Origin of the sequence: Brachybacterium subflavum (assembly GCF_009299795.1) — a bacterium.
GTDB classification, from domain to species: Bacteria; Actinomycetota; Actinomycetes; order Actinomycetales; family Dermabacteraceae; genus Brachybacterium; species Brachybacterium subflavum.
In genome coordinates, this window is record NZ_VIGP01000003.1 from 264,720 (window position 1) to 286,957 (window position 22,238).

23 protein-coding genes are annotated in these 22,238 nt (G+C 72.1%); 15 read left to right on the plus strand and 8 right to left on the minus strand.

Annotation, left to right across the window (positions count from 1 at the left end; translation table 11 throughout):
* Positions 1–39 precede the first annotated feature (39 nt).
* On the plus strand, positions 40–423 hold the full coding sequence (locus FHG10_RS08255) for an iron chaperone (RefSeq protein ID WP_152352853.1): 384 nt from the start codon (positions 40–42) through the stop codon (positions 421–423).
* Positions 424–541: 118 nt separating this feature from the next.
* Here FHG10_RS08255 and FHG10_RS08260 read toward each other — a convergent pair whose 3' ends face one another.
* Positions 542–1,540 carry a DUF4870 domain-containing protein gene (locus tag FHG10_RS08260; protein WP_152352854.1) on the minus strand — a complete coding sequence of 333 codons (999 nt, stop codon included), beginning with the start codon at positions 1,538–1,540 and terminating at the stop codon, positions 542–544.
* A 180-nt stretch (positions 1,541–1,720) separates the two neighbouring features.
* The gene (locus FHG10_RS08265) at positions 1,721–2,611 is read right to left on the minus strand and encodes a DUF3097 domain-containing protein (RefSeq protein ID WP_227488128.1); all 891 of its coding nucleotides are present in this window, start codon (positions 2,609–2,611) and stop codon (positions 1,721–1,723) included.
* Between the two features lie 82 nt (positions 2,612–2,693).
* Between FHG10_RS08265 and hrcA the strand changes: the two genes are divergently transcribed.
* From hrcA to FHG10_RS08280, 3 genes are all read left to right on the plus strand, one after another.
* Positions 2,694–3,722 carry a heat-inducible transcriptional repressor HrcA gene (hrcA, locus tag FHG10_RS08270; RefSeq protein WP_152352856.1) on the plus strand — a complete coding sequence of 343 codons (1,029 nt, stop codon included), beginning with the start codon at positions 2,694–2,696 and terminating at the stop codon, positions 3,720–3,722.
* A 76-nt stretch (positions 3,723–3,798) separates the two neighbouring features.
* Entirely contained in the window at positions 3,799–4,929 is a 1,131-nt protein-coding gene (dnaJ, locus tag FHG10_RS08275) for a molecular chaperone DnaJ (RefSeq protein WP_152352857.1), read from the plus strand.
* Between the two features lie 26 nt (positions 4,930–4,955).
* A complete protein-coding gene (locus FHG10_RS08280) occupies positions 4,956–5,756 on the plus strand; it encodes a 16S rRNA (uracil(1498)-N(3))-methyltransferase (RefSeq protein WP_152352858.1) in 801 nt (266 codons plus the stop codon).
* A 126-nt stretch (positions 5,757–5,882) separates the two neighbouring features.
* On the opposite strand, the gene FHG10_RS08285 is transcribed toward FHG10_RS08280, so the two are convergent.
* On the minus strand, positions 5,883–6,425 hold the full coding sequence (locus FHG10_RS08285; protein ID WP_152352859.1) for an NADPH-dependent FMN reductase: 543 nt from the start codon (positions 6,423–6,425) through the stop codon (positions 5,883–5,885).
* A 204-nt stretch (positions 6,426–6,629) separates the two neighbouring features.
* Here FHG10_RS08285 and FHG10_RS08290 point away from each other — a divergent pair, with 204 nt between their 5' ends.
* The 7 genes from FHG10_RS08290 (at position 6,630) to FHG10_RS08320 (ending at position 13,660) form a co-directional block, all read left to right on the plus strand.
* Positions 6,630–7,022 (plus strand): histidine triad nucleotide-binding protein, encoded by a 393-nt coding sequence (locus tag FHG10_RS08290; RefSeq protein WP_152353192.1) that lies wholly within the window; start codon positions 6,630–6,632, stop codon positions 7,020–7,022.
* Positions 7,019–8,134 (plus strand): PhoH family protein, encoded by a 1,116-nt coding sequence (locus FHG10_RS08295; protein WP_152352860.1) that lies wholly within the window; start codon positions 7,019–7,021, stop codon positions 8,132–8,134. The genes FHG10_RS08290 and FHG10_RS08295 overlap by 4 nt, the downstream gene beginning before the upstream one ends.
* The gene (gene ybeY / locus FHG10_RS08300; RefSeq protein WP_152352861.1) at positions 8,131–8,598 is read left to right on the plus strand and encodes an rRNA maturation RNase YbeY; all 468 of its coding nucleotides are present in this window, start codon (positions 8,131–8,133) and stop codon (positions 8,596–8,598) included. The genes FHG10_RS08295 and ybeY overlap by 4 nt, the downstream gene beginning before the upstream one ends.
* Entirely contained in the window at positions 8,595–9,968 is a 1,374-nt protein-coding gene (locus FHG10_RS08305; protein ID WP_227488129.1) for a hemolysin family protein, read from the plus strand. The genes ybeY and FHG10_RS08305 overlap by 4 nt, the downstream gene beginning before the upstream one ends.
* On the plus strand, positions 9,961–10,935 hold the full coding sequence (gene era / locus FHG10_RS08310) for a GTPase Era (RefSeq protein ID WP_152352862.1): 975 nt from the start codon (positions 9,961–9,963) through the stop codon (positions 10,933–10,935). Before FHG10_RS08305 ends, era begins: the two co-directional genes overlap by 8 nt.
* A 347-nt stretch (positions 10,936–11,282) precedes the next feature.
* A complete protein-coding gene (leuA, locus tag FHG10_RS08315) occupies positions 11,283–12,992 on the plus strand; it encodes a 2-isopropylmalate synthase (protein WP_227488165.1) in 1,710 nt (569 codons plus the stop codon).
* A gap of 266 nt (positions 12,993–13,258) precedes the next feature.
* On the plus strand, positions 13,259–13,660 hold the full coding sequence (locus tag FHG10_RS08320; protein ID WP_227488130.1) for a DUF1801 domain-containing protein: 402 nt from the start codon (positions 13,259–13,261) through the stop codon (positions 13,658–13,660).
* A 27-nt stretch (positions 13,661–13,687) separates the two neighbouring features.
* Here the strand turns inward: FHG10_RS08320 and FHG10_RS08325 are convergent, their stop codons facing one another.
* Positions 13,688–14,818: an EamA family transporter gene (locus tag FHG10_RS08325; protein ID WP_319803205.1), complete on the minus strand. Its 1,131-nt coding sequence runs from the start codon at positions 14,816–14,818 to the stop codon at positions 13,688–13,690.
* A 112-nt stretch (positions 14,819–14,930) separates the two neighbouring features.
* Here FHG10_RS08325 and FHG10_RS08335 point away from each other — a divergent pair, with 112 nt between their 5' ends.
* The 4 genes from FHG10_RS08335 to FHG10_RS08350 all read left to right on the plus strand — a co-directional run bounded on the left by FHG10_RS08335 (position 14,931) and on the right by FHG10_RS08350 (position 18,523).
* Positions 14,931–15,851, plus strand: coding sequence for a LysR family transcriptional regulator (locus FHG10_RS08335; RefSeq protein WP_152352864.1), 921 nt, complete (start codon positions 14,931–14,933; stop codon positions 15,849–15,851).
* A gap of 108 nt (positions 15,852–15,959) precedes the next feature.
* Positions 15,960–16,745, plus strand: coding sequence for a methyltransferase domain-containing protein (locus FHG10_RS08340; RefSeq protein ID WP_152352865.1), 786 nt, complete (start codon positions 15,960–15,962; stop codon positions 16,743–16,745).
* A 74-nt stretch (positions 16,746–16,819) separates the two neighbouring features.
* Complete coding sequence (gene recO, locus FHG10_RS08345) at positions 16,820–17,551, plus strand: DNA repair protein RecO (RefSeq protein ID WP_152352866.1); 732 nt, start codon at positions 16,820–16,822, stop codon at positions 17,549–17,551.
* A gap of 144 nt (positions 17,552–17,695) precedes the next feature.
* Positions 17,696–18,523 carry an isoprenyl transferase gene (locus FHG10_RS08350; RefSeq protein ID WP_264674029.1) on the plus strand — a complete coding sequence of 276 codons (828 nt, stop codon included), beginning with the start codon at positions 17,696–17,698 and terminating at the stop codon, positions 18,521–18,523.
* A 446-nt stretch (positions 18,524–18,969) separates the two neighbouring features.
* Here the strand turns inward: FHG10_RS08350 and FHG10_RS08360 are convergent, their stop codons facing one another.
* The 4 genes from FHG10_RS08360 to FHG10_RS08375 are packed head-to-tail and all read right to left on the minus strand — an operon-like array spanning position 18,970 to position 22,155.
* Positions 18,970–19,389 carry a Fur family transcriptional regulator gene (locus tag FHG10_RS08360; protein WP_152352868.1) on the minus strand — a complete coding sequence of 140 codons (420 nt, stop codon included), beginning with the start codon at positions 19,387–19,389 and terminating at the stop codon, positions 18,970–18,972.
* 20 nt (positions 19,390–19,409) lie between these two features.
* On the minus strand, positions 19,410–20,321 hold the full coding sequence (locus FHG10_RS08365) for a metal ABC transporter permease (RefSeq protein ID WP_152352869.1): 912 nt from the start codon (positions 20,319–20,321) through the stop codon (positions 19,410–19,412).
* Positions 20,318–21,094 (minus strand): metal ABC transporter ATP-binding protein, encoded by a 777-nt coding sequence (locus tag FHG10_RS08370; protein WP_152352870.1) that lies wholly within the window; start codon positions 21,092–21,094, stop codon positions 20,318–20,320. The genes FHG10_RS08365 and FHG10_RS08370 overlap by 4 nt, the downstream gene beginning before the upstream one ends.
* Positions 21,091–22,155, minus strand: coding sequence for a metal ABC transporter substrate-binding protein (locus FHG10_RS08375; RefSeq protein ID WP_152352871.1), 1,065 nt, complete (start codon positions 22,153–22,155; stop codon positions 21,091–21,093). The genes FHG10_RS08370 and FHG10_RS08375 overlap by 4 nt, the downstream gene beginning before the upstream one ends.
* Positions 22,156–22,238 lie beyond the last annotated feature (83 nt).

Below are 22,238 nucleotides of genomic sequence, written 5' to 3' on the forward strand. Positions count from 1 at the left end.
TCCCGTGCACGGGCGCAGGGCCGGTGCCAGACTGCTGGCATGACCGCGCGCACCGGGAAGCCGAAGACCGTCGACGAGTACTTCGCCGGGCTGGACGGCCCCGCCCTCGAGCTCGTCCAGCAGCTGCGCGAGCTCGCGCGCGAGGTCGTCCCCGAGGCGAGCGAGCAGCTGAAGTGGGGCAACATCGCCTGGGTGCATCCGCAGGGCATGATCCTGTTCGTGGTCAGCACCCACGCGAAGCACGCGAACGCGGCCTTCACGCCCAGCACCCGCGATGCCTTCGATGCGCAGCTGGAGGACTTCGAGACCGGCAAGGGCACCGTGAAGCTCCCGTACGGGCGGCCGGCCCCGGAGAAGCTGCTGGGCGAGATGATGCGCTTCCGCCTCGAGGAGTACGAGGAGCGCGGCGTCACGTGGAGGTGAGGCGCGGCCGCTGCGCATAGACGGGGCCCCGGGATCCTCGGATCCCGGGGCCTGCTCGCGGGATGGGGCTTCGACCGCTTCTCGTCCCGATCGCCTCAGCGCGTTCGCCGCGTCGGCGTCACTTCACGAACCGGATGTTCAGCGGGTAGTTCCACCACGTCCGATCGTTCGCCTTCACCGCACCGATGATCGCGAAGATGATGTGGAGGAGGGCCGGGATGAAGACGATCGGGACGATGATCCCGCCGATCCCGAGGGTGATGACCGTGAAGATCCCCACCACGATCCACAGGACGATCTCCGCGATGACGACGGCGATCGCTGCGTTGAGCGCCTCCGCGGCGTTGTAGCGGATGAAGCGGTTGCGATCCTTGTAGACCAGGAAGATGATCAGCGGCCCCAGCCAGCCCAGGAACCCCGCGCCGACGAAGTTCCCGAGGATCGAGGCGAGTTGGGCGAAGATCGCCCACAGCTTCGTGTCGGACTCCGAGGTCGGCTGGCCCGTCATCGGCGCCGTCGAGACGCCCTTGATGTGCGGCGGGGGAGTGTTGGACCAGTCGCCCGCCGGTGCCGCGCCTGGTGCCTGCTGGTACCCGCCCTGCTGCTGATACCCGCCGGCCTGCTGCTGGTACGCGCCCTGCTGCTGGTAGCCCGCGCCCTGCTGCTGATCCCCACCCTGCTGCGTGGCGCCGTATGGGGAGCTCTGAGCCTGCGCACCCGCCTGCGCGGAGGTGTCCGCCTGGCCGGGGCCGAACTGCTGGCCGCCGGCCTGCGTCGCGGGCGAGCCCTGTCCGTACGGGGCCGGGTTCTCGTAGGGGGAGGCCTGGCCGTAGGGCGACGCGTGCGCGTCGTCGGCGGGACGCGGCGCGGAGAACTCGTTCTCGATCGGAGCCGAGCCCGTATCCGCGGCGGAGGACCCCGCGGCATCCGCGGGCGCCTGGTCGACGGACGCCTGCTCGGCGGCAGTCTGGGTCCCGTCGGGCTGGGGAACGCTCCCGTCCTGGGTGGCCTCGGGGTCCTGCGGGACCGCGCTCGAGCCGCCCTCGCCGACAGACCAGGGGTTCCGGTCGTCGGGCCGGGGGCCGTAGGGGTCGACGGGGCCGGTGTTCTCGCTCATCAGGTCGCTCCTCGTCAGCATCGTCCGCTCGCCCGCGGAGTTCCGCGGCGCCTGCGGCTGGTCGTACGGCACGAGCCTATCGGCAAGGCTGCGCGAGCGCGCGGGGGTGGGCCGAGGGGGCAGCAGGGGGATAACCCCCGCGCTCGACCGGAGAGGGCGGCGAACTGCTCGGGACCGGACCTACGACTCGGTGGTCACCCAGTCGATGAGCTCCTCGATGCGCCCGGAGAGGGTCGGCTCGACGTCGGCGTAGGAGCGGACCGTGGAGAGGATCCGCTGCCAGCCCTGGGCGATGTCGGCCTGCTCGGCGTGCGGCCAGCCGAGCGCCCGCAGCGTCCCCACCTTGATGTCGGTGCCGCGGGGCACGTGGGGCCATGCCTGGAGTCCGACGCGCGCGGGGCGCACGGCCTGCCAGACGTCGACGTACGGGTGGCCCAGGATCAGCACGTTCCCGCGCGCCCCGGGAAGCCGCATGGTCTCCTCCGCGAGGCGCGTCTCCTTCGAGCCCTTGACGAGGTGGTCGACGAGCACGCCCAGGCGCCGGCCCGGGCCGGGGGCGAAATCGCGCACGCGTTCGGCGAGGTTGTCGGCCCCGTCGAGCATCTCGACGACCACGCCCTCGATGCGCAGGTCGTGGCCCCACACCTTCTGCACCAGCTCGGCGTCGTGCTTGCCCTCGACCCAGATCCGCGAGGCGCGGGCCGTGCGGGCCTTCGCACCCCGCACGTAGACGGAGCCGGAGGCCGAGCGCTGGCGGGCGGGGGCGGCGGCCGCGGCGCGCTGCGGCGGGACCAGGCGCACCGGCCTGCCGTCGATCATGAAGCCGGGGCCCATGGGGAAGCCGCGGCGTCGACCGCGTCCGTCCTCGAGCTCGACGACGAGGTCGCCGGCGATCTTCTCGAGGCGCACGATCGCGCCGGTGAATCCCGTGGACGCCTCCTCGACGACGAGGTCCCGCTGCGCGGGAACATCGGCGGCCTGCGGGGCGCGGCGGTGGTGGGAGGGCGCGGGCGAGGAGAGGACGTCCTGGCCGTAGCGGTCGGGGAAGGATCGCGGTGACACGGCCGACACCGTACACCGGTGGCGAACGCCTCTCGTGGAGCGGCGTCGGCGACGCGTAGCATTGGCACTCGGAAGCGAACAGTGCCAGCGCATGGGAGGTGAGCACGTGGAGGAGCGCAGGCTGCAGATCCTGGGCGCGATCGTCGAGGACTATGTCGCCACCCGCGAGCCCGTGGGCTCCAAGTCCCTGCTGGACCGCCACGATCTGGGGGTCTCGGCGGCGACGGTCCGCAACGACATGTCGCTGCTCGAGGAGGAGGGGCTGATCACCCAGCCCCACACCTCGGCCGGCCGCGTGCCCACCGACAAGGGCTACCGCGCCTTCGTCGACCACGTCGCCGCGATCAAGCCGCTGTCCTCGCCGGAGAAGCGGGCGATCCGCTCGTTCCTCGACGATGCCGGCGATCTCGACGAGCTGCTGACCCGCACGGTCCGCCTGCTCGCCCAGCTCACCCACCAGGTCGCCCTCGTGCAGTACCCGGCGGTGCGGCAGGCCCGTGTGCGCCACGTCGAGCTCGTGAAGGTGGCCGACGCGCTCCTGCTCGTCGTGCTCATCACCGAGTCCGGTCAGGTCGACCAGCGCACCATCCCGCTGCTCGCGGGACGCTCCGCCGAGTTCGACACGGACTTCTACGCGGACCTGCGCGTGCGCATGAACCAGGCGGTCGTCGGCCGCGAGGTCACCGACCTCCACGGGCCGCTCGCCGACCTCGTCACCCGCAGCCCCGCCGCGGTGCAGGAGGCATGCCGCGAGGTCGTCGACGCCCTGCTGGGGCTCGCCGACAGCCGCACCGAGGACCGCATCATCATGGCCGGTGCGGCGAACCTCGCGCGCTCGGCCGGGGACTTCACCACGCAGGTCGAGCCGCTCCTGGACGTGCTCGAGGAGCAGCTCGTGCTGCTGCGCCTGCTGGGCTCGATGCGCGCCGAGCCCGGAGCCGTCGAGGTCCGCATCGGCCAGGAGATCCCCGAGCACGCGCTCACCCAGGCGTCCCTCGTGGGCGCCGGGTACCGTGACGGCTCTCACCTGGCGATCCTAGGCCCCACCAGGATGGACTACGTGACCGGCATCTCGACCGTCCAGGCCCTCGCGCGCTACGTCTCCCGCTTCCTGGGCTGATGCTCGACCCCGAGACGAGGCACCCGACGCTTCCGCCCGCGCCCCACCGAACCACCGCCACAGCAAGGACCCCTTCGTGAACGACGACTACTACGAGCTGCTCGGCGTCAGCCGCGAGGCCTCGACCGACGAGATCAAGAAGGCCTACCGCAAGCTCGCCCGCACCCTGCACCCGGACGTCAACCCCGACCCCGAGGCGCAGGAGACGTTCAAGCGGGTCTCCCAGGCCTACGAGACCCTCTCGAACCCCGACCGCCGTCGCCAGTACGACATGGGCGGCGGCCCCGGCATGGGCGGGTTCCCCGGTGGGGCGTCCTTCGACTTCTCGGACATCTTCGACATGTTCGCCGGCGCATCGGGCATGCGCGGCCGCGGACAGGGCCCCACCCCGCGCCAGCGCCGCGGTGGCGACGTGCTGCGCCGCACGGAGGTGAGCCTGCGGGACGTCGTCTTCGGCACCGAGCAGGAGGTCGCCTTCCGCACCGCCGTCGCCTGCGATCGCTGCCAGGGCTCCTGCTGCGAGCCCGGCACGAGCCCCACCCGCTGCACCAACTGCAGCGGCAGCGGCCACGTCCAGCGCGTCGCCCAGTCGCTGCTCGGCCAGATGGTGACCATGGCGCCCTGCCCCGTCTGCGGCGGCCACGGCGACGTCATCGAGTCCCCCTGCACCCAGTGCTCCGGCCACGGCCGCACCCCCAGCGAGCGCACCGTGACCGTGCGCATCCCCGCGGGAGTGGAGGACGGCACCCGCATCCAGCTGCGCGGAGAGGGTGAGGTCGGCGAGGCCGGCGGACCCGCGGGCGACCTCTTCGTCGAGCTCTCCGTCGCCGAGCACGACGTCTTCGTGCGCGAGGGCTCGGATCTGGTCACCCGTCTGCGGATCCCGATGACAGCCGCCGCCCTCGGCGCGAGCATCCCCCTGGAGACCTTCGACGGGGAGCGCACCGTGGAGATCCAGGCGGGCAGCCAGCCCGACGAGGAGATCGTCCTCAAGGGCCTCGGCGTCACCCCGCTGCGCCGCAGCACCCGCGGCGACATCCGCGTCGAGCTCGACGTGCAGATCCCCACCCGGCTCGACGACGAGCAGCGCGACCTGCTCGAGAGGCTCGCCAGCGTCCGCGACGAGGAGAAGCCCGCCGCCACCTCCGGGCGGCGCGGATCCCACGGCGTGTTCGGCAAGCTGCGCGATCGCCTCCGCGAGCGCTGAGAACCGATCCGCCGAGGAGCCCCGCCGTGCCCGACACCCCCGCCGCCTTCCTGGTCCTGGACGACGCCCTCGCCGCTCTCGGCGGGGGCTCGCCCTATGAGCTGACGGGCGAGGAGGGGCGGCACGCGGCCAAGGTCGCCCGCATCCGTGCGGGGGAGCGGGTCCTGCTCAGCGATGCGGACGGGCGCCAGGTCGGGGCCGAGGTCACCGAGGCGCGCAAGGAGGAGCTCTCCCTGCGCCTTCTCGAGGATCCCTCGGATCCGGTGCTCCGCATCCCGCGTCTCTCCCTCGTCCAGGCGCTCGCCACCGGCGGCCGGGACGAGCAGGCGATCGAGTCGGCGACCGAGCTGGGCGTGGACCGGGTGACGCCCTGGATCGCGCAGCGCTCGGTCTCCGTGTGGAAGGGCGAGAAGCTGCGCAAGGGCCGCGCGCGGTGGGAGAACACGGTGCGCGCCGCCGTCAAGCAGTGCCGTCGGCGCGGCATCCCCGCGGTCGACGAGGCGCGGACCAGCGCCCGGCTCGTCGAGGATCTGCGTGCGCGCTCCGCGGCGGGGGCCATGGTCCTCGTGCTGCACGAGCAGGAGTCGGTGGGGCTCATGGGGCTCGCCGAGCAGCTGCGCGGCCTGCGGGACGACGAGGTGCCTGCCGCTGTGCCCGAGATCGTGGTGGTCGTCGGCCCCGAGGGCGGGATATCCCCGGAGGAGCTCGCGCAGTTGAAGGAGGCCGGTGCGCGATCCGTGCTGCTGGGCCCCGAGGTTCTGCGCTCCTCGACCGCCGGCCCCGCGGCCCTCGCCGTGATCAGCGCACTCATCGGCCGCTGGGGCTGAGAGCGGTCCTCTGAGCGGACCGGCCCCGGACGCAGGCGGGCCCGGGACCCCTCGGGGATCCCGGGCCCGCCCGGTGGTCGATGCCGCTGCTCGCGGCTGCGCGCATTCCTGCGCGCGCCCTGCGGTTCAGGCGGCCGGCTGCAGCGCCTTCTCCTCGAGGGAGACGAGGTCCGCGGCGAGGCGCTCGACCTTCTCCTGGGCGACGAACAGCTCGCCCTCGAGCGAGAGGTCCTCGCGGAAGCCCAGACCGATCGAGTCGATGACCTCGGCCCCGACGCGGGTCATGAGGGTCTCCAGGAGGGGCAGCACCTCGTTGGCGGCGTTCCAGCCGTAGCCGATCAGCAGCAGCGGCAGACCGCTCCACTCGCCGTAGAGGAAGTCGACGGCGTTCTTGAGGGCGCCGGGGTAGGAGCCGTTGTACTGGGGGGTGAGGATCACGGCGGCGTCGAGGGAGGCGATGCGCTCGCCCCAGCTGCGCCCGTGGTCGGTGGTCTTGTCCGCCCCGGACTTCGGGGACTGCGGCTCGTCGAAGGCGGGCAGCGCGATCTCGCGCAGATCGATCAGATCCACCTCGAAGCGGTCGTCGACCGCCTCGGAGACCCAGCGCGCCACGTGATCGGCGACGCGGTTCGGGCGGGCGCTGGAGAGGATGATTCCGAGCTTGGGCATTCCGAGGACCTCTTGAAAGTAGTTGACAACTGAACCAGTCGTGGACAGTCAACTCCTTGGGACCCTCGAAAGCCAGGAACATGAACCAGCTGTGGCCGACCCCACGCGCGTCCGGCTCCCGCAGACGAGTGCTCGCCCCCTCCGGCGGGGGAGCGCGATTCCGCTCGGCCCCGCCGGCCCGCGGCCCGTAGAATCGGACGCATGATGAGCACCGAGCCCAGCAGCGCCCCGTCGCCCGGGCCCTCGGCCTCGATCCGCGTCGACCCCGAGTGCGTCTTCTGCAGGATCGTGGCGGGGGAGATCCCCTCCGAGCGCGTCCACGAGGACGAGTCGGTGATCGCCTTCCAGGACCTCTCGCCGAAGGCCCCCGTCCACGTCCTCGTCGTGCCGCGCACCCACCTGCGCGACGTCCGCGAGCTCGCGACCGAGCCGTCCCTGCTGGCCCACGTGGCCTCCGTGGCCGGCGACCTCGCCGCCGATCTCGCGGACGGCGACTTCCGCCTCGTCTTCAACACCGGCGCACAGGCCGGCCAGACCGTCTTCCACGTGCATGCGCACGTGCTCGCGGGCGGAGAGCTCGCAGAAGGAGAGATGTGAGCGACCCCGCCACTCCCGCACCGGGCCCCGAGCCCGCCCTCACCGAGAGGCACCTCTCGATCCCCGATCATCTCAGCCCCCTGCAGGTGCTCGGCGAGTCCGACAGCGCCCTGGACGCCCTCGAAGGGGCAGTCCCCGAGGCGGACATCGTGGTGCGCGGTCACCGGGTCACGCTGCGCGGCACCGCCGACGCGGTGCGCCGCGGCGAGCACATCGTGCGCTCGCTCATCCAGATCGCGCAGCAGGGCCAGACCGTCACCCCCGAGGCCGTCGGCCGCGCGGCCGCCCTCTACGGCGACGAGCGCGCCGCCGGCGAGCGCATCGACACCGTGCTCTCGCAGGCCGTGCTGTCCTCGCGCGGGCGCACGATCCGCCCCAAGACCCTGGGCCAGAAGCAGTACATCGATGCGATCGAGAACTCGACGGTCACCTTCGGCATCGGCCCCGCCGGCACCGGCAAGACCTACCTCGCCGTCGCCGTCGCGGTGCGCATGCTGCTGAGCAAGCAGGTCGAGCGGATCATCCTCACCCGACCCGCGGTCGAGGCGGGGGAGCGGCTCGGATTCCTCCCGGGCGGGCTCAACGAGAAGATCGACCCCTACCTGCGCCCGCTCTACGACGCGCTCCACGACATGCTCGACCCCGAGTCGATCCCGCGGCTGATGGGCGCCGGCACCATCGAGGTGGCGCCGCTGGCGTACATGCGCGGGCGCACCCTGAACGACGCCTTCATCATCCTCGACGAGGCCCAGAACACGAGCCCCGAGCAGATGAAGATGTTCCTCACGCGCCTCGGCTTCAACTCGACGATGGTCGTCACCGGCGATGTCACCCAGGTCGATCTGCCCGGCGGCCAGCCCAGCGGGCTCAAGGTCGTCGAGCAGGTCCTGCAGGGGATCGACGACATCTCCTTCTGCCGGCTCACGCCGCAGGACGTCGTGCGCCACCGGCTGGTCTCCGAGATCGTCGAGGCCTACGGCCGCTGGGAGATCGGCGGCCGCGATGCCCGCGGCGGCCCCGGCGGCGCGGGCGGACGCACGAACAGGGGCTCCTCCGAGGATCGCGGAGGATCCGGCCAGCGCCGGCACGAGAGCAGGAGCACCGGCCGATGAGCATCGAGGTCCGCAACGAGACCACCACCCGCATCGATGAGCGCGAGTTCGTCGACCTCGCGCGCTTCGTGCTCGAGAAGATGCGTATGCATCCGCTCACCGAGCTCTCGATCCTCTTCGTGGACGAGTCGGCCATGGAGCAGCTGCACATCCAGTGGATGGACGAGCCGGGGCCCACGGACGTGCTCAGCTTCCCCATGGACGAGCTCACGCCGGGCACCGAGGACCAGGCCGCCCCCGAGGGCCTCCTCGGCGACATCGCGATCTGCCCGAGCGTCGCCGCCACGCAGGCCGCCTCGTCCGGGCACAGCGCGGTCGAGGAGATGCTGCTCCTGGCCACCCACGGCATGCTCCACCTCATGGGCTACGACCACGCCGAGGAGGACGAGAAGAAGGTCATGTTCGACCTCCAGCGCCGTCTGCTGCTGACCTTCCTCTCCACGCGCGGCCAGGACTCCGAGTGACGGCGCTGCTCCTCGTCCTCATCCCGCTGGCCGTGCTCGGCATGGTCTGCGGCGGTCTGCTCTCCGCGGCCGACGCCGCGCTGCTGGGCACCTCCCGCGCGGCGCTCGAGCGCCACCTCGAGGAGGCCGAGGCCCCCGAGCGCGTGCGCCGCCGCGTGCTCCACCAGCACGAGGACGCCCCGCACACCCTCGCCGCGATCGGCCTGGGCCGCGTGATCTCGGAATCCATCATGGCCGTCGCGATCACCGCGATCGTGTTCGAGACCATGGAAGGCTGGGTGCTGCCCACCCTGATCTCCGTGGCGATCGCGGTCGTCGGCTCGTTCCTCGTGGTCTCCGTGTCCCCGCGCACCGTGGGGCGTCGCCGGCCCGAGCGGTTCTCGACGCTGCTGTCCGGGCTGATCGGCGTGGTGCGCAGCCTCCTCGGACCGCTCGCGCGCCTCATGATCCACGTGGGCTCCGCCTTCACGCCCGGCGGCAAGATCTCCGGCGGCCCGTACGCGACCGAGGCCGAGCTGCGCCAGTACGTCGACCGCGCGATGGAGAACGAGGAGCTCGAGGACTCCGAGCGCGACATGATCCAGGGCGTCTTCGACCTCGGCGACACACTGGTGCGCGAGATCATGGTCCCGCGCACCGACATCGTCACGGTCACCGCGGACACGACCGCGGAGAAGGCCATGCGCCTGTTCGTGCGCTCCGGCTACTCCCGGATCCCCGTGGTCGGGGAGACGGTCGACGACCTCCAGGGCGTCCTCTACGTCAAGGACGTCATGCGCACGATCCACTCCCCGTGGGATCCCCGCCCCGAGCGGCCCGTCGCCGAGATCATGCGCGCGCCCATGGTGCTGCCCGAGTTCCTCGGGGCCGACGAGGTGCTGCACGCCATGCAGACCCGCCGCGTGCACATCGCGATCCTCGTCGACGAGTACGGCGGGGTCTCCGGCATGGTCACGATCGAGGACGTCCTCGAGGAGATCGTCGGAGAGATCGCGGACGAGCACGACCGCGCCGAGCTGCGCATCGAGGACCTCGGCGACGGCGTGTTCCGGGTGCCCGCCCGCGAGAGCATCGGAACGGCCGGCGAGCTCTTCGGCCTGGACATCGAGGACGAGGACGTCGACACCGTCGGCGGTCTGCTGACCAAGGCGCTCGGGCGGATCCCGATCCTCGGAGCGGAGGCCGACGCGCTGGGCCTCCACGTGGAGGCCGACCGCACCGGCGGGCGCCGCAAGCAGCTCGCGACCGTGCTCGTCAGCCGCACACCCAAGGACGAGCGCGAGGACACCCGCACCGGCGCGGTGCCCGTGATCGCTGCTCACGAGGACGAGAACGGCGACGCCGTCTCCGAGGAGGAGCACCATGCCTGAGAGCAGCATCGGGAGCGGCGAGGCCGGCGGTCCTCTCGAGCACCGCGCGGGCTTCGTCGCGCTCGTCGGCCGGCCCAACGTCGGCAAGTCGACCCTGACGAACGCCTTGGTGGGGGAGAAGGTCGCGATCACCTCCTCCAAGCCGCAGACCACGCGGCGCGCGATCCGCGGCATCCTCACCCGCGAGGACGCCCAGATCATCCTCGTGGACACCCCCGGTGTGCACCGCCCGCGCACGCTGCTGGGGGAGCGCCTGAACGACCTCGTGCGCGAGACGCTGACCGAGGTCGACGTGGTGGGATTCTGCCTGCCCGCCGATCAGAAGATCGGGCCGGGGGACCGCTTCATCGCCGAGGACCTCGCCGAGATGCGTCAGGGCCGACGCGGGCCGAAGGTGGTCGCGATCGTCACCAAGTGCGACCTCGTGCGGCCCGAGCGGATCGCCGAGCACCTCATGGACGTCGACCAGCTGCTCGACGTCGACGCGATCGTCCCGATCAGCGCCGTCACCGGACGCCAGATCGACGACCTCGTGGGCGTGATCGCGGGCCTTCTGCCCGAGAGCCCGCAGCTGTACCCCGACGGGCAGCTCACCGAGGAGAGCGACGAGGACCGCATCGCCGAGCTCATCCGCGAGGCCGCCCTCGAGGGCGTGCGCGACGAGCTCCCGCACTCGATCGCCGTGGTGGTCGAGGAGATCGCCGAGACCGATCCCGACGGCGACCCCTTCGCCGAGGTCGCCCCCGGGGAGGGGCGCCTCGTGGTGCGGGCGAGCCTCTTCGTCGAGCGCGACAGCCAGAAGGGCATCATCATCGGCCGCGGCGGCTCCCGGCTGAAGGAGGTCGGCGCGCATGCCCGCGAAGGCATCAATGCGCTGCTGGGCCGGCGGGTCCACCTCGACCTGCGCGTCAAGGTCGCCAAGGACTGGCAGCGCGACCCCCGCCAGCTCGGGCGGCTCGGATTCTGAGACGGGGATCGGGTGCGCCGCGCCGGGTGTACGGTGTCTCACGTGCTGGGAACGATCCTCCTGCTTAGCCGCCGCGTCGAGGCCTGATACGCCGGGACCTCGCCGCGGCTGCTCCTCTGCCCACCCGGCGACCCGCATCAGCAGACGAAGGATCTTCCGTGAACACCACTGCGACCAGCACCTCTCAGCCCTCCGCCTCCGGCGCGAGCGCCCCGTCGGCCCCCGCTGATCCCCGCACCGACGCGCACACCGGCGAGGTTCCCCCGGTACCGGCCCGCGCCGCGATCGCGGACCCGTCGCTGCCCGTCGTCGGCTCCGACGGCGAGGCGCCCCAGCAGCCCTCGGGCATGCCGATCCACAAGTACCTGCCCTTCCACGAGCAGATCCGCGCGGAGCTGCCCGATCGCACCTGGCCCGACGTGCGCATCACCCGCGCCCCGCGCTGGTGCGCGGTCGACCTGCGCGACGGCAACCAGGCCCTCATCGACCCCATGAACGCCGAGCGCAAGCTGCGGATGTTCGAGCTCCTGGTGCGCATGGGGTACAAGGAGATCGAGGTCGGCTTCCCGGCCGCGAGCCAGACCGACTTCGACTTCGTGCGCCAGCTGATCGAGGAGGACCGGATCCCGGAGGACGTCTCCATCCAGGTCCTCACCCAGTCCCGCGAGCACCTCATCGAGCGCACCTACGAGGCGATCTCCGGCGCCAGCAGGGCCGTCGTCCACCTCTACAACTCGACCTCGATCGTGCAGCGGGACGTCGTCTTCCGCTCCGACGAGGACGGTGTGCTCGACATCGCCGTGCAGGGCGCGCTGCTGTGCAAGAAGTACGAGGAGACCGTCCCGGACACGCAGGTCACCTACCAGTACTCGCCGGAGTCCTTCACGGGCACCGAGCTCGAGTACGCCGTGCGCGTGTGCAACGCGGTCGCGGAGATCATCAAGCCCACCCCTGAGCGCAAGATGATCGTGAACCTGCCCGCGACGGTCGAGATGGCGACTCCGAACGTCTACGCCGACTCGATCGAGTGGATGAGCCGCCACCTGGAGCCCCGCGAGGCCATCGTGCTGTCCCTGCACCCCCACAACGACCGCGGGACGGGCGTGGCCGCCGCCGAGCTGGGGTACATGGCCGGCGCCGACCGCATCGAGGGCTGCCTGTTCGGCAACGGCGAGCGCACCGGCAACGTGGACCTGGTGACGCTGGGCCTGAACCTGTTCAGCCAGGGCGTCGACCCGCAGATCGACTTCAGCGACCTCGACGAGGTGCGCCGCACCGTCGAGCACTGCAACCAGATGCGCGTGCCCGAGCGCGTTCCCTACGGCGGAGACCTCGTGTTCACGGCCTTCTCCGGCTCCCACCAGGACGCCATCAAGAAGGGCCTGGATCGGATGGGCGCGGATGCCGAGGCTGCGGGCAAGGGCATCGACGACATCGTGTGGCGGGTGCCCTACCTGCCGATCGACCCCAAGGACATCGGCCGCTCCTATGAGGCCGTGATCCGCGTGAACTCGCAGTCCGGCAAGGGCGGCATGGCCTATCTGCTGCGCACCGAGCACGGACTGGATCTCCCGCGCCGCCTGCAGATCGAGTTCTCCGGCATCGTCCAGAACATCACCGACTCCGAGGGCGGGGAGGTCTCCGCGGCCTCCTTGTGGGACTGCTTCACCGACGAGTACCTGCCCTCGCAGGACCCCGCCCGTACCTGGGGTCGCTTCGGCTTCCACGGTGTCCACCAGGAGTCCGCGGGCGAGGGCTCGGACCGCATCACCGTCGAGCTGCGCGTGGACGACCACGAGGAGACCGTCGAGGGGTACGGCAACGGCCCGCTCGACGGCTTCGTCAAGGCCCTGGCCGGCCAGGGCGTGCAGCTGCGCATCCTCGACTACGCCGAGCACGCGCTGACCGAGGGCGACGACTCCCTGGCCGCCTCCTACATCGAGTGCGAGATCGGGGACCGGATCTTCTGGGGCGTCGGCATCGACGGCTCGATCACCCGCGCCTCGCTGCAGGCGATCGTCTCGGCGCTGAACCGGGCCGAGCGCGCGAAGGGCTGATCCGGCGCGGCATGGTGCCTTGGTAGGGGCCGACGGGCAGCATCCCCGTCGGCCCCTTCATGCCCTCTCGAGAGGGCCTTCCCGGCCCCACGCGGCCTCCGCGGGCCGCTGGTGGAAGCCGTGCCATATACGCCATGGCTCCCCACCAACGGCCCTTCCACGACACCTCGCAGCCGGCGCACGGGGGGCGACCTCTGGCAGGCCGCCGCTCTCCGCGTGCCCTCCAGCTCCTGGAGCCTGAGTAAGCTCGCGCCATGGCCCACTAGGTGAAGACGAAGCCTACGCAGGAGGACCCCCTCGCCTATTGCGCCGCTCTGCCGACTTCTCGGCGGCGCGACGAGGGCGCCCGTCTGCTCGACCTGTTCGGCGAGGTGACCGGGGCGCCGCCCGTCATGTGGGGACCGAGCATGATCGGCTACGGCGAGAGCGAGTATCACGGCCGCACCTCGCACGGCACCTGGTTCCGGGTCGGCTTCAGTCCCCGGAAGGCCGCGATCTCCCTGTACGGCCTGCAGGACCATGCACAGTCGGCGCCGCTGCTCGAGACGCTCGGCAGGCACCGACGCGGCGCGGGCTGCGTGTACGTCAACGGCCTGAAGGACGTCGACGAGGACGTGCTGCGGGAGCTCATCGCACTGGGCTGGAGCAGCGCCACCGCGGGCTGCTGACTCGGCGCGGACCGGACCCGGCGGCCGTCAGGGACGGTCGGACGGCCCGCGATCCTCGCCGGCCTCGTGCTCCTGCGGGTCCAGGACCGGGAACTGGCCGGTGACGGCCTCCGGCTCGGCGATCGCCTGCACGGACAGCGCGGCGGGGTACTCGTCGGCCGGGAGCGGCTCGAGCTCGCCGTCGCCGGGTGCGGGGCGTGCCGCCCGGTCCGCAGCGTCCGCGCCGCGGGCCCGGGCGCGCCGGGCGGTGATCGTGGTCCCGGCGCTCGCGGCGACGACGAGCACCACGGCGAACAGTCCGTAGACGGTGGGCACCTGGGCGAGCAGGAGGAGTCCGGCGATCGTGGCGATCGCCGGCTCGAGGCTGAGCAGGATCCCGAACACGTGCCGGGGCAGGCGCCGCAGCGCCGCGAGCTCGAGGGTGTACGGGATGACCGAGGCGAGCAGGGCGGTGGCCACGGCGAGCAGCAGCAGCCCCGGGCGCGTGACAGCGGTGAGGGCACCGCCCGCACCGAGCGGGAGCAGGGCGAGGGCCCCGATCGCGAGTGCGACCGCGAGACCGCCCTGACCGGGGACGTGCCGACCCACGTGCGCGCTCGCGAGCACGTAGAACCCCCAGAACACCGCGGCGATCAGCGCGAACAGGACGCCCACGGGATCGAGCGCCCCGGCACCCGCGAGGCTCTCGAGCCCGAACATCCCGATCCCCGCCAGGGCGAGCACCACGCAGGCCAGATCGGCGACGCGGCGCGAGAGGATCGCCGAGAGCACGAGCGGGCCCAGGAACTCGATCGCGACCGCCGTGCCCAGCGGGATCCGCTCGATCGCCGCGTAGAAGCTGCCGTTCATGGCGCCCAGTGCGAGGCCGAAGGCGAGCACTGCACGCCACTGCCCGCCGTTCCAGCCGCGCACCGCCGGGCGCACGAGGGCCAGCAGGACGATCGCCGCGATCCCCAGGCGCAGGCACGTCACGCCCCACGAGCCGAGCGCGGGGAACAGCTGGGCGGCGAGCGCCGCCCCGAACTGCAGCGAGGTGCACGAGCCCAGGATCATGAGCACCGCGGGGGCGACGGGGGACGCGGGGGAGGGCTGCGCGAATGCGGTCGAGCCGGCGACGGGCTGCGCGGCTGCGGTGGAGGGCGCGGACGAGGAGGTCACGCATCGATTCTCCACGCGATCACCGGCACGTGGAAGATCAGCAGCGCGAGGATTCGTGCGCGATACCGTGAAGCATTGCTGAATGGTCGCTCGAAGGCCCCCAGGAGGTCCGATGCTCCACCTCTCCCGGCTGCGCACTCTGCACGAGCTCGCGCGCCTCGGGACCGTCGGCGCGGTCGCACGCAGCCTCGCGTACTCGCCGTCCGCCGTCTCCCAGCAGCTCGCCCAGCTCGAGAAGGAGACCGGTGCGCACCTCACCGAGCACGTGGGCAGACGCCTGGTCCTCACCGACGCGGGACGTCTGCTCGCCGAGCACGCAGCCGTGCTGCTGGAGGGCGTCGAGCGCGCCGAGTCGGACCTCGCGGCGACCCGGCCCGCACTCTCGGGAGTGCTGCGGGTGGCCTCGTTCCAGTCGGTCATGCTCTCGCTCATCCCTCCCGCGCTCACGGTGCTCTCGGCCGCGCATCCCGACCTGCAGATCGAGGTCCACCAGCGCGAGGTCGAGCCCGCCTACGAGGGTCTGCTCGCCCACGAGTTCGACCTCGTGCTCGGCGAGGAGTACCCCGGGCTCGACGAGCCGCACCGGCCGGGCGTCCAGCGCGAGCCCCTGCTGGAGGATCCGCTCCTGCTGGCCGTCCCGTCGTCGGGGCCCTGGTGCGACCCGGCGCGGATCGAGGATCTCGCCGACGCCAGCTGGACGGCGGACCCGGAGACCGTCATGCCCGGCGTCTGGGTGCGCAGCCATCTGCGCCGACGGGGCCTCGAGCCGCGTGTCCGCTTCGAGACCATCGACCTGCTCCTGCAGGCCCACCTGGTGCGCTCAGGGCATGCGGTCGCGATCCTCCCCGGGCTCGTGGCGCGCGAGCACCTGGGACCCGCACGGCTCCTCGAGCTCGCCGGCGCGCCCCACCGTCGGCTCCACACGGCGGTGCACAGCGGCCGCCGCGATCATCCGGCCACGCGCGCGCTGCGCACGGCCCTCGCCGAGGCCGCCGCCACTCTGGATTCGGCGGTTCCGCCGAAACTCTCTTGATATCAAGATATAGTGAGCCCGCGCCGTGCCGCGCCTCGCCGTACCGGCCGCACCAGCCCGGCACCGCACGGTCCGGCGCCCCACCGAACCCACAGATGGAGTCCGCCGATGACGCCCCCTGCGCCCGTCCCGCCGCACACCTGGAACCCCTCGCAGTACCTCGCCTTCGGCGATGAGCGCGGCCGGCCGTTCCTCGACCTCACCTCGCGCATCGGCGCGCAGGCACCGGGCCTCGTCGTCGACCTCGGCGCCGGGCCCGCGACGCTCACCACCCTGCTCGCCCGGCGCTGGCCCGAGGCGGAGGTGATCGCCGTGGACTCGAGCCCCGCGATGATCGAGCGCGCCGCGACGGTCGACGCAGTGCGCGCCGAGCTCGCGGACCTCAGCACCTGGCGCGCGCCGCGCCCGGTCGATGTCCTGGTGACCAACGCCGCCCTGCAGTGGGTCCCGGGCCACCTCGAACTGCTGCCGCAGCTGATCGACCAGGTCGCGTCCGGGGGCTGGTTCGCGATGCAGGTGCCCGGCAACTTCGGCGAGCCCAGCCACACGATCCGTCGCGAGCTCGCGTCGCAGGATCCCTTCGCCGAGCACGTCGAGGGCATCGCGAGCCCCGCGTCCCACGACGCCGCGACCTATCTGCGCACGCTGCAGGACGCCGGCTGCGAGGTCGACGCCTGGGAGACCACCTACCTGCACGTCCTGCACGGCGAGGACCCCGTCTTCGAATGGGTGAGCGGCACGGGTGCCCGACCCACGCTGCAGGCCCTGCCGACGTGGCTGCGGGAACGCTTCACCGCGGAGTTCAAGGAGCGCCTGCGCGAGGCCTATCCGGATGACGGCCACGGCATCGTCCTCCCGTTCCGCCGGATCTTCGCCGTCGCCCATCGGGTGTGATCCCGGCGCCGCCCCTGCGAACCGGCGCGCGCAGCCCGCCGGCCGTCGGCCCCCGGCGGTAGATTCGACCCATCATGCAGAAGCTCTACCGGGACGACGCGATCGTCCTGCGCACCCACCCGCTCGGCGAGGCCGACCGCATCATCACGCTGCTCACGCGCCGCCACGGAAAGGTGCGCGCCGTCGCCAAGGGCGTGCGGCGCACGGGCAGCCGCTTCGGGGCGCGCCTGGAGCCGTTCACCCTGGTGGACCTGCAGCTGCACGCCGGCAGGAACCTGCACACCGTCACCCAGGCCGTGACCATCGAGGGGTTCGCGGGCGCCATCGCCGCGGACTACTCGCGCTTCACCGCGGCCACCGCGATGCTCGAGACCACCGACCGCCTCACCGACGACGTCGTGGATCCCTCGCAGCGCGGATTCCTGCTGCTCGTGGGGGCCATGCGCACCGTCGCCGCGGGAGAGATCCCCGCCTCGCTCGTGCTCGACTCGTTCCTGCTGCGCACCCTGGCCCTCGCCGGCTGGTCGCCCGAGTTGCGCGCGTGCGCGACCTGCGGGGCCGACGGCCCCCACCACGCCTTCGACGTCTCCGCGGGCGGCCTGGTCTGCAGCGCATGCCGCCGCCCCGGGGCCGTCGCCGTCCGTCAGGCGGCGATCGAGCACATGATCTTCCTCATGGCGGGCGACTGGGAGAACGTCCTGGACTCCGCGCAGACCACCCGCGAGGAGGCCAGCCGCCTGATCGCCGATACGATCACCTGGCACCTGGAGCGATCGGTCCGCTCCCTGGGGTACGTCGAGCGCTGAGGAGCAGTCGTGGCACGCAGGAGCACGCAGCGGAGGGAACGGCGCGGCGCGGCGGGCGCCGGTGACGACGGACGCCGCAGCGTCGATGCCCCGCACCGTCCCGTCGAGCCCTTCGCGCATCCCAGCGGAGCCCGGCCCCCGCAGCTGCCGCCGCAGACGATCCCCGGGCACGTCGCGGTCGTCATGGACGGCAACGGCCGCTGGGCGAACCAGCGCGGCCTGCCCCGCACGGCGGGGCACGAAGCGGGGGAGGCGGCCCTGCTCGACGTGGTCGCGGGCGCTCTGCAGATCGGCGTCACCCACCTCTCGGCCTACGCCTTCTCCACCGAGAACTGGAAGCGCTCCCCGGAGGAGGTCCGCTTCCTCATGGGGTTCTCCCGCGACGTGCTGCGCCGTCAGCGCGACACCCTGCACTCCTGGGGGGTGCGCATCCGCTGGATCGGCCGTGAGCAGCGACTGTGGAGCTCCGTCATCAAGGAGCTCAAGGAGGCCGAGCGCCTCACCGCCGGCAACACCCGGATGACCCTGTACATGTGCGTGAACCACGGCGGCCGCGCCGAGATCGTCGACGGCATCCGCGAGGTCGCGGCGCTGGCCAGGGAAGGCCGACTGAGCCCGCGCGCGATCACCGAGTCCTCGTTCCGCCGGTACCTCGACGACCCCGAGATGCCCGACGTCGATCTCTTCCTGCGCACGAGCGGGGAGCAGCGCACCTCGAACTTCCTGCTCTGGGAGGCCGCCTACGCCGAGCTCGTGTTCGTGCCCGAGCTGTGGCCGGACGTGGACCGCCGGGTGCTGTGGCGGGCGATCACCGAGTACGCGCGGAGGGACCGTCGGTACGGGGGAGCGGTGGATGCTCCGACCCCTGAGGCTCCGGTGGCAGGGACTCCCGAGGCTCCGGCGGAAGCATCTCCCGACGCCCCGGCACCGGAGTCTCCCGCGCCCGACGCTCGCGCGACCGGCGGCGTCTGAGCACGAGCACGGCCACCAGCGCGATGGCCAGGGCGAGCACCAGGAACGCGACCCAGGGGCTCAGCAGGAACAGCTCGATCCAGGTGATCACGACGGCCAGTCCTATCGTCGCGTAGATGACGGCCCAGGCGAGGCCGCCGATGAGCAGTGCAGGGACGTAGCGCACGGCCGGCATGCGGGTGAGCCCGGCCGAGAGGTTCGCGGCGGTCTGGAAGCCGACGGTGAGGAAGCTCAGCGCCACGACGGGCGCGCCCCAGCGGTTCACGATCGTGATCGCCCGATCGACCGACGGGCTCTCGATCATCCGTGCGAGCCGGCCCCGGTGCGCGAGCCGATGCGCACCGCGGCCCACGAGGTAGGTGCCGCCCGCGCGGCACAGCACGATCACCCAGAGCAGGCCGACGGCCGGCAGCAGCGGGAGCGAGCCGATCCAGTCGAGCACCCCGTCACGCCCCGGAGGCGGGGGAGGCGACGGATGCGGTGCCCGACGAGTGCTCGGGGCACAGCCCGAAGATCTCCATGGTGTGGTCGACGTCGGTGAAGCCGTGCTCGCGGGCCACGCGGCGCGCCCAGTCCTCGACCTGCGGCGCCTGGAACTCGACGGTGCGACCGCACTCGCGGCACACCAGATGGTGATGATGGCCGCTCTCGGCGCATTGGCGGTAGATGGACTCGCCGTCGTCGGTCACGAGCACGTCGACCTGACCGCCGTGGGCCATGGTCTGCAGGTTCCGGTACACGGTGGCCAGGCCCACGGTCTCGCCGTCGGCCCGCATCTGCTCGTGGATCTGCTGCGCGCTGCGGAAGTCGTCCTGACGGCCGAGCGCGTCGAGGATCGCGGTGCGCTGCCTCGTGTTTCGCTGCATGCCCACCATCATCCCAGGACTCAGCCGTCCGCGGGCATCGGTTCGCTCACGCCGGAACGGCTCTCGACCGCGGCCCGTCGGCCGCGCACGCGCTGCACGATCGGCCGCAGGATCAGGCCCACCGCGTAGCAGGCGATGGTCAGCAGCACGATCACGCCTCCGGGCGGCAGGTCCACGTAGGCGGTGAGCACGAGGCCGCCCAGCGCGCAGACCACCGCGATGCCCATCGCGGTGCGCATGGTGCGGGTGAAGCCCACGACCACGCTCTGGGCGGCGGCGACCGGGACGATCATGAGAGCGGAGACCATGAGCGCGCCGACGATCCGCATCGCGAGCGTCACGGTGAGCGCCGCGATCACGGCGATGAGGATGTTCATCGCCCGCACGGGCAGGCCCGAGGCGCGCGCGAACTCCTCGTCGCCCGTGACCGTGTAGAGCACGCGACTGAGCCCGATCCCGATGACCATCACGATCACGGCGAGGACCACCGCGATGACGAGGTCGGTCGCGGTGACCGTCGCGAGCGACCCGAAGAGGTAGCCGACGAGGCTCTGCGAGCCGCCGCCCGCGAGCTGGATGATGACCACGCCGCCCGCGATGCCGCCGTAGAACAGGATCGCGAGGGCGACGTCCCGGCTGGTGTGCCCGACCTCGCGCACGATCTCGATGACGACCGCTCCGATCACGGAGGCGACGAGCGCTCCGGGGATCGCGAGCAGGTCCTGCGGGGAGGCGCTGATCCAGGCGCCGACGAGCCAGCCGACGGCCACCCCCGTGAGCGCGACGTGCCCGAGGCCGTCGCCGAGCAGCGAGAGGTTCTTCTGGACCAGGTAGGTGCCCACGATCGGCGCGGTGAGGCCGATGAGCACGGCGATGATCAGCGGATAGCGCATGATGTCGCTGGTCAGCAGGTCCCAGGGAGCGATGGTCATGGGTGGATCTCCTGTCCCAGGCACTCCTCGTGCAGCGCCTGGTGGTCGTGCCCGGGATCGAACAGCGGGCGATCCTCGGGCGCTCCGTCGTGGACGACGCGGCCGCGGTCCAGGACCACGGCGCGGCGCACGTCCTCGCTGAGCGGACCGAGCTCGTGCAGCACCACGACGACCGTGGTGCCGCGCTGGGAGAGACGGCGGAAGATCGCGGCGATCGCGTCCTGCGTCGCGACGTCGACGCCGGAGAAGGGCTCGTCGAGCACGAGCAGCTGCGGGGAGCGCACCAGGGCGCGCGCGATCATCACGCGCTGGCGCTGGCCGCCGGACATCTGGGTGATCGGACGGTCGGCCATCGCCGAGAGGCCGACGTCGGAGAGCAGCGAGTCCACACGGGGATCGTGGAGCCGGGAGAACCAGCGGCCCGGCCCGAGCAGCCCGGTGGCGACGGTCTCCCGGGCGGTCGCCGGGATCGATCCGCCCCCGGCGGCGAACTGCGGGACGTAGCCGACCTTCCCATGGATCCTGCGGTCCTTCACGGGACGGCCGAAGAGGCTGATCGTGCCGGCGCTCGCGGCCTGGACGCCCACCATCGCGCGCAGGAGCGTCGACTTGCCGGAGCCGTTCGCCCCGAGCAGGCCCACGAGCTCGCCGGGCGCGACCTCGAGGGAGACGTCGTGCAGCACGGGGGCGCCGCCGAGGTCCACGTCGAGGTGCTCGACGGAGACCGCGGGCGTCGCGGGCGGGGAGGAGGACGCCGAGGGGGCCGGCGTCATGACCAGCTCGCCACGAGCTTCTTGCAGTTCTCGCGCATGACGGCAGGGTAGTCCGTGTCCTCGGAGAGCTGGGTCTCGAGGTTGTCGAGCTCCTCGGCCTTCGCCCCCACGTTGTCCGCGAGGGTCTCGGCGACCTTCGGTGACGCGGTGGTCTCGAAGAAGACCGTCGTCACGTGCTGGTCCTCGATCACCTTCTGCAGCTGCAGCAGGCGCTTGGGGGAGGGCTCGACCTCAGGATCGATCCCGGTGATGCCGATCTGCTCGAGGCCGTAGCGGTCGGCGAGGTAGGCGAAGGCGGTGTGGCTGGTGACGAAGGGCTTGTCGCCCTTCACGGCGTCGAACTCCTTCTTCAGCTCGGCGTCGAGATCCTCGAGGGCCCTGCGGGCGCTCGCACCGTTCTCCCGGAACGTCGAGGCGTTGTCCGGATCGGCCGTCGCCAGGTGCTCGCCGATGGCCTCGGCGACCTTCCCGAGGCGCACGGGGTCGTTCCAGAAATGCGGATCGAGGGCGCCGTGGTCGTGGCCCTCGTGCCCGCCCTCGTCGGATGCCCCGCCCTCGTCGGATGCCCCGCCCTCGTCCTCCGCGCCGCCGTGGTCGTGCTCGTCCTCCTCGCCGCTGCCCGAGAGCATGGTGACGACGGTGGACACGTCCAGCGTCGAGTCAGAGAGGTCCTTCGAGGAGATCGCGTCGTCGAGGGAGGCCTGGAAGTCGGGGATCTGCAGGATCAGCGTCGCCTCCTGGACCTGCGCGACCTGGGCGACGGAGAGCTCGAGGTCGTGCGGGTCGACGCCCGGCTGGGCGAGGCTCACGACCTCGGCGAGGTCGCCGGCGACCTGCTGCGCGGCGAAGGTGAGGCCGTAGCAGCCCGTGATGATGACGGGCTTCCCCGAGGAGCCGGACGTCCCTCCGCATGCGCTCAGCGCGAGGCCGGCCGCGCCGATGCCCGCGAGGCCCAGCAGCGATCGCCGCGTGGTCGTCGACCGCGCGAGGACGGGCGCCGCGGCGGTGCCCGACGGGTGGGCGGACGAGGAGCGGCGGGGGGAGCGAGGCGTGGCGAACATGAGAGTGATTATCAGAGTTGAGGTGGCCCGGGTGCAAGCTCGCGGTGCGCGAGGAGCCGCGGGATGTGGCGCGCATCGCGCCC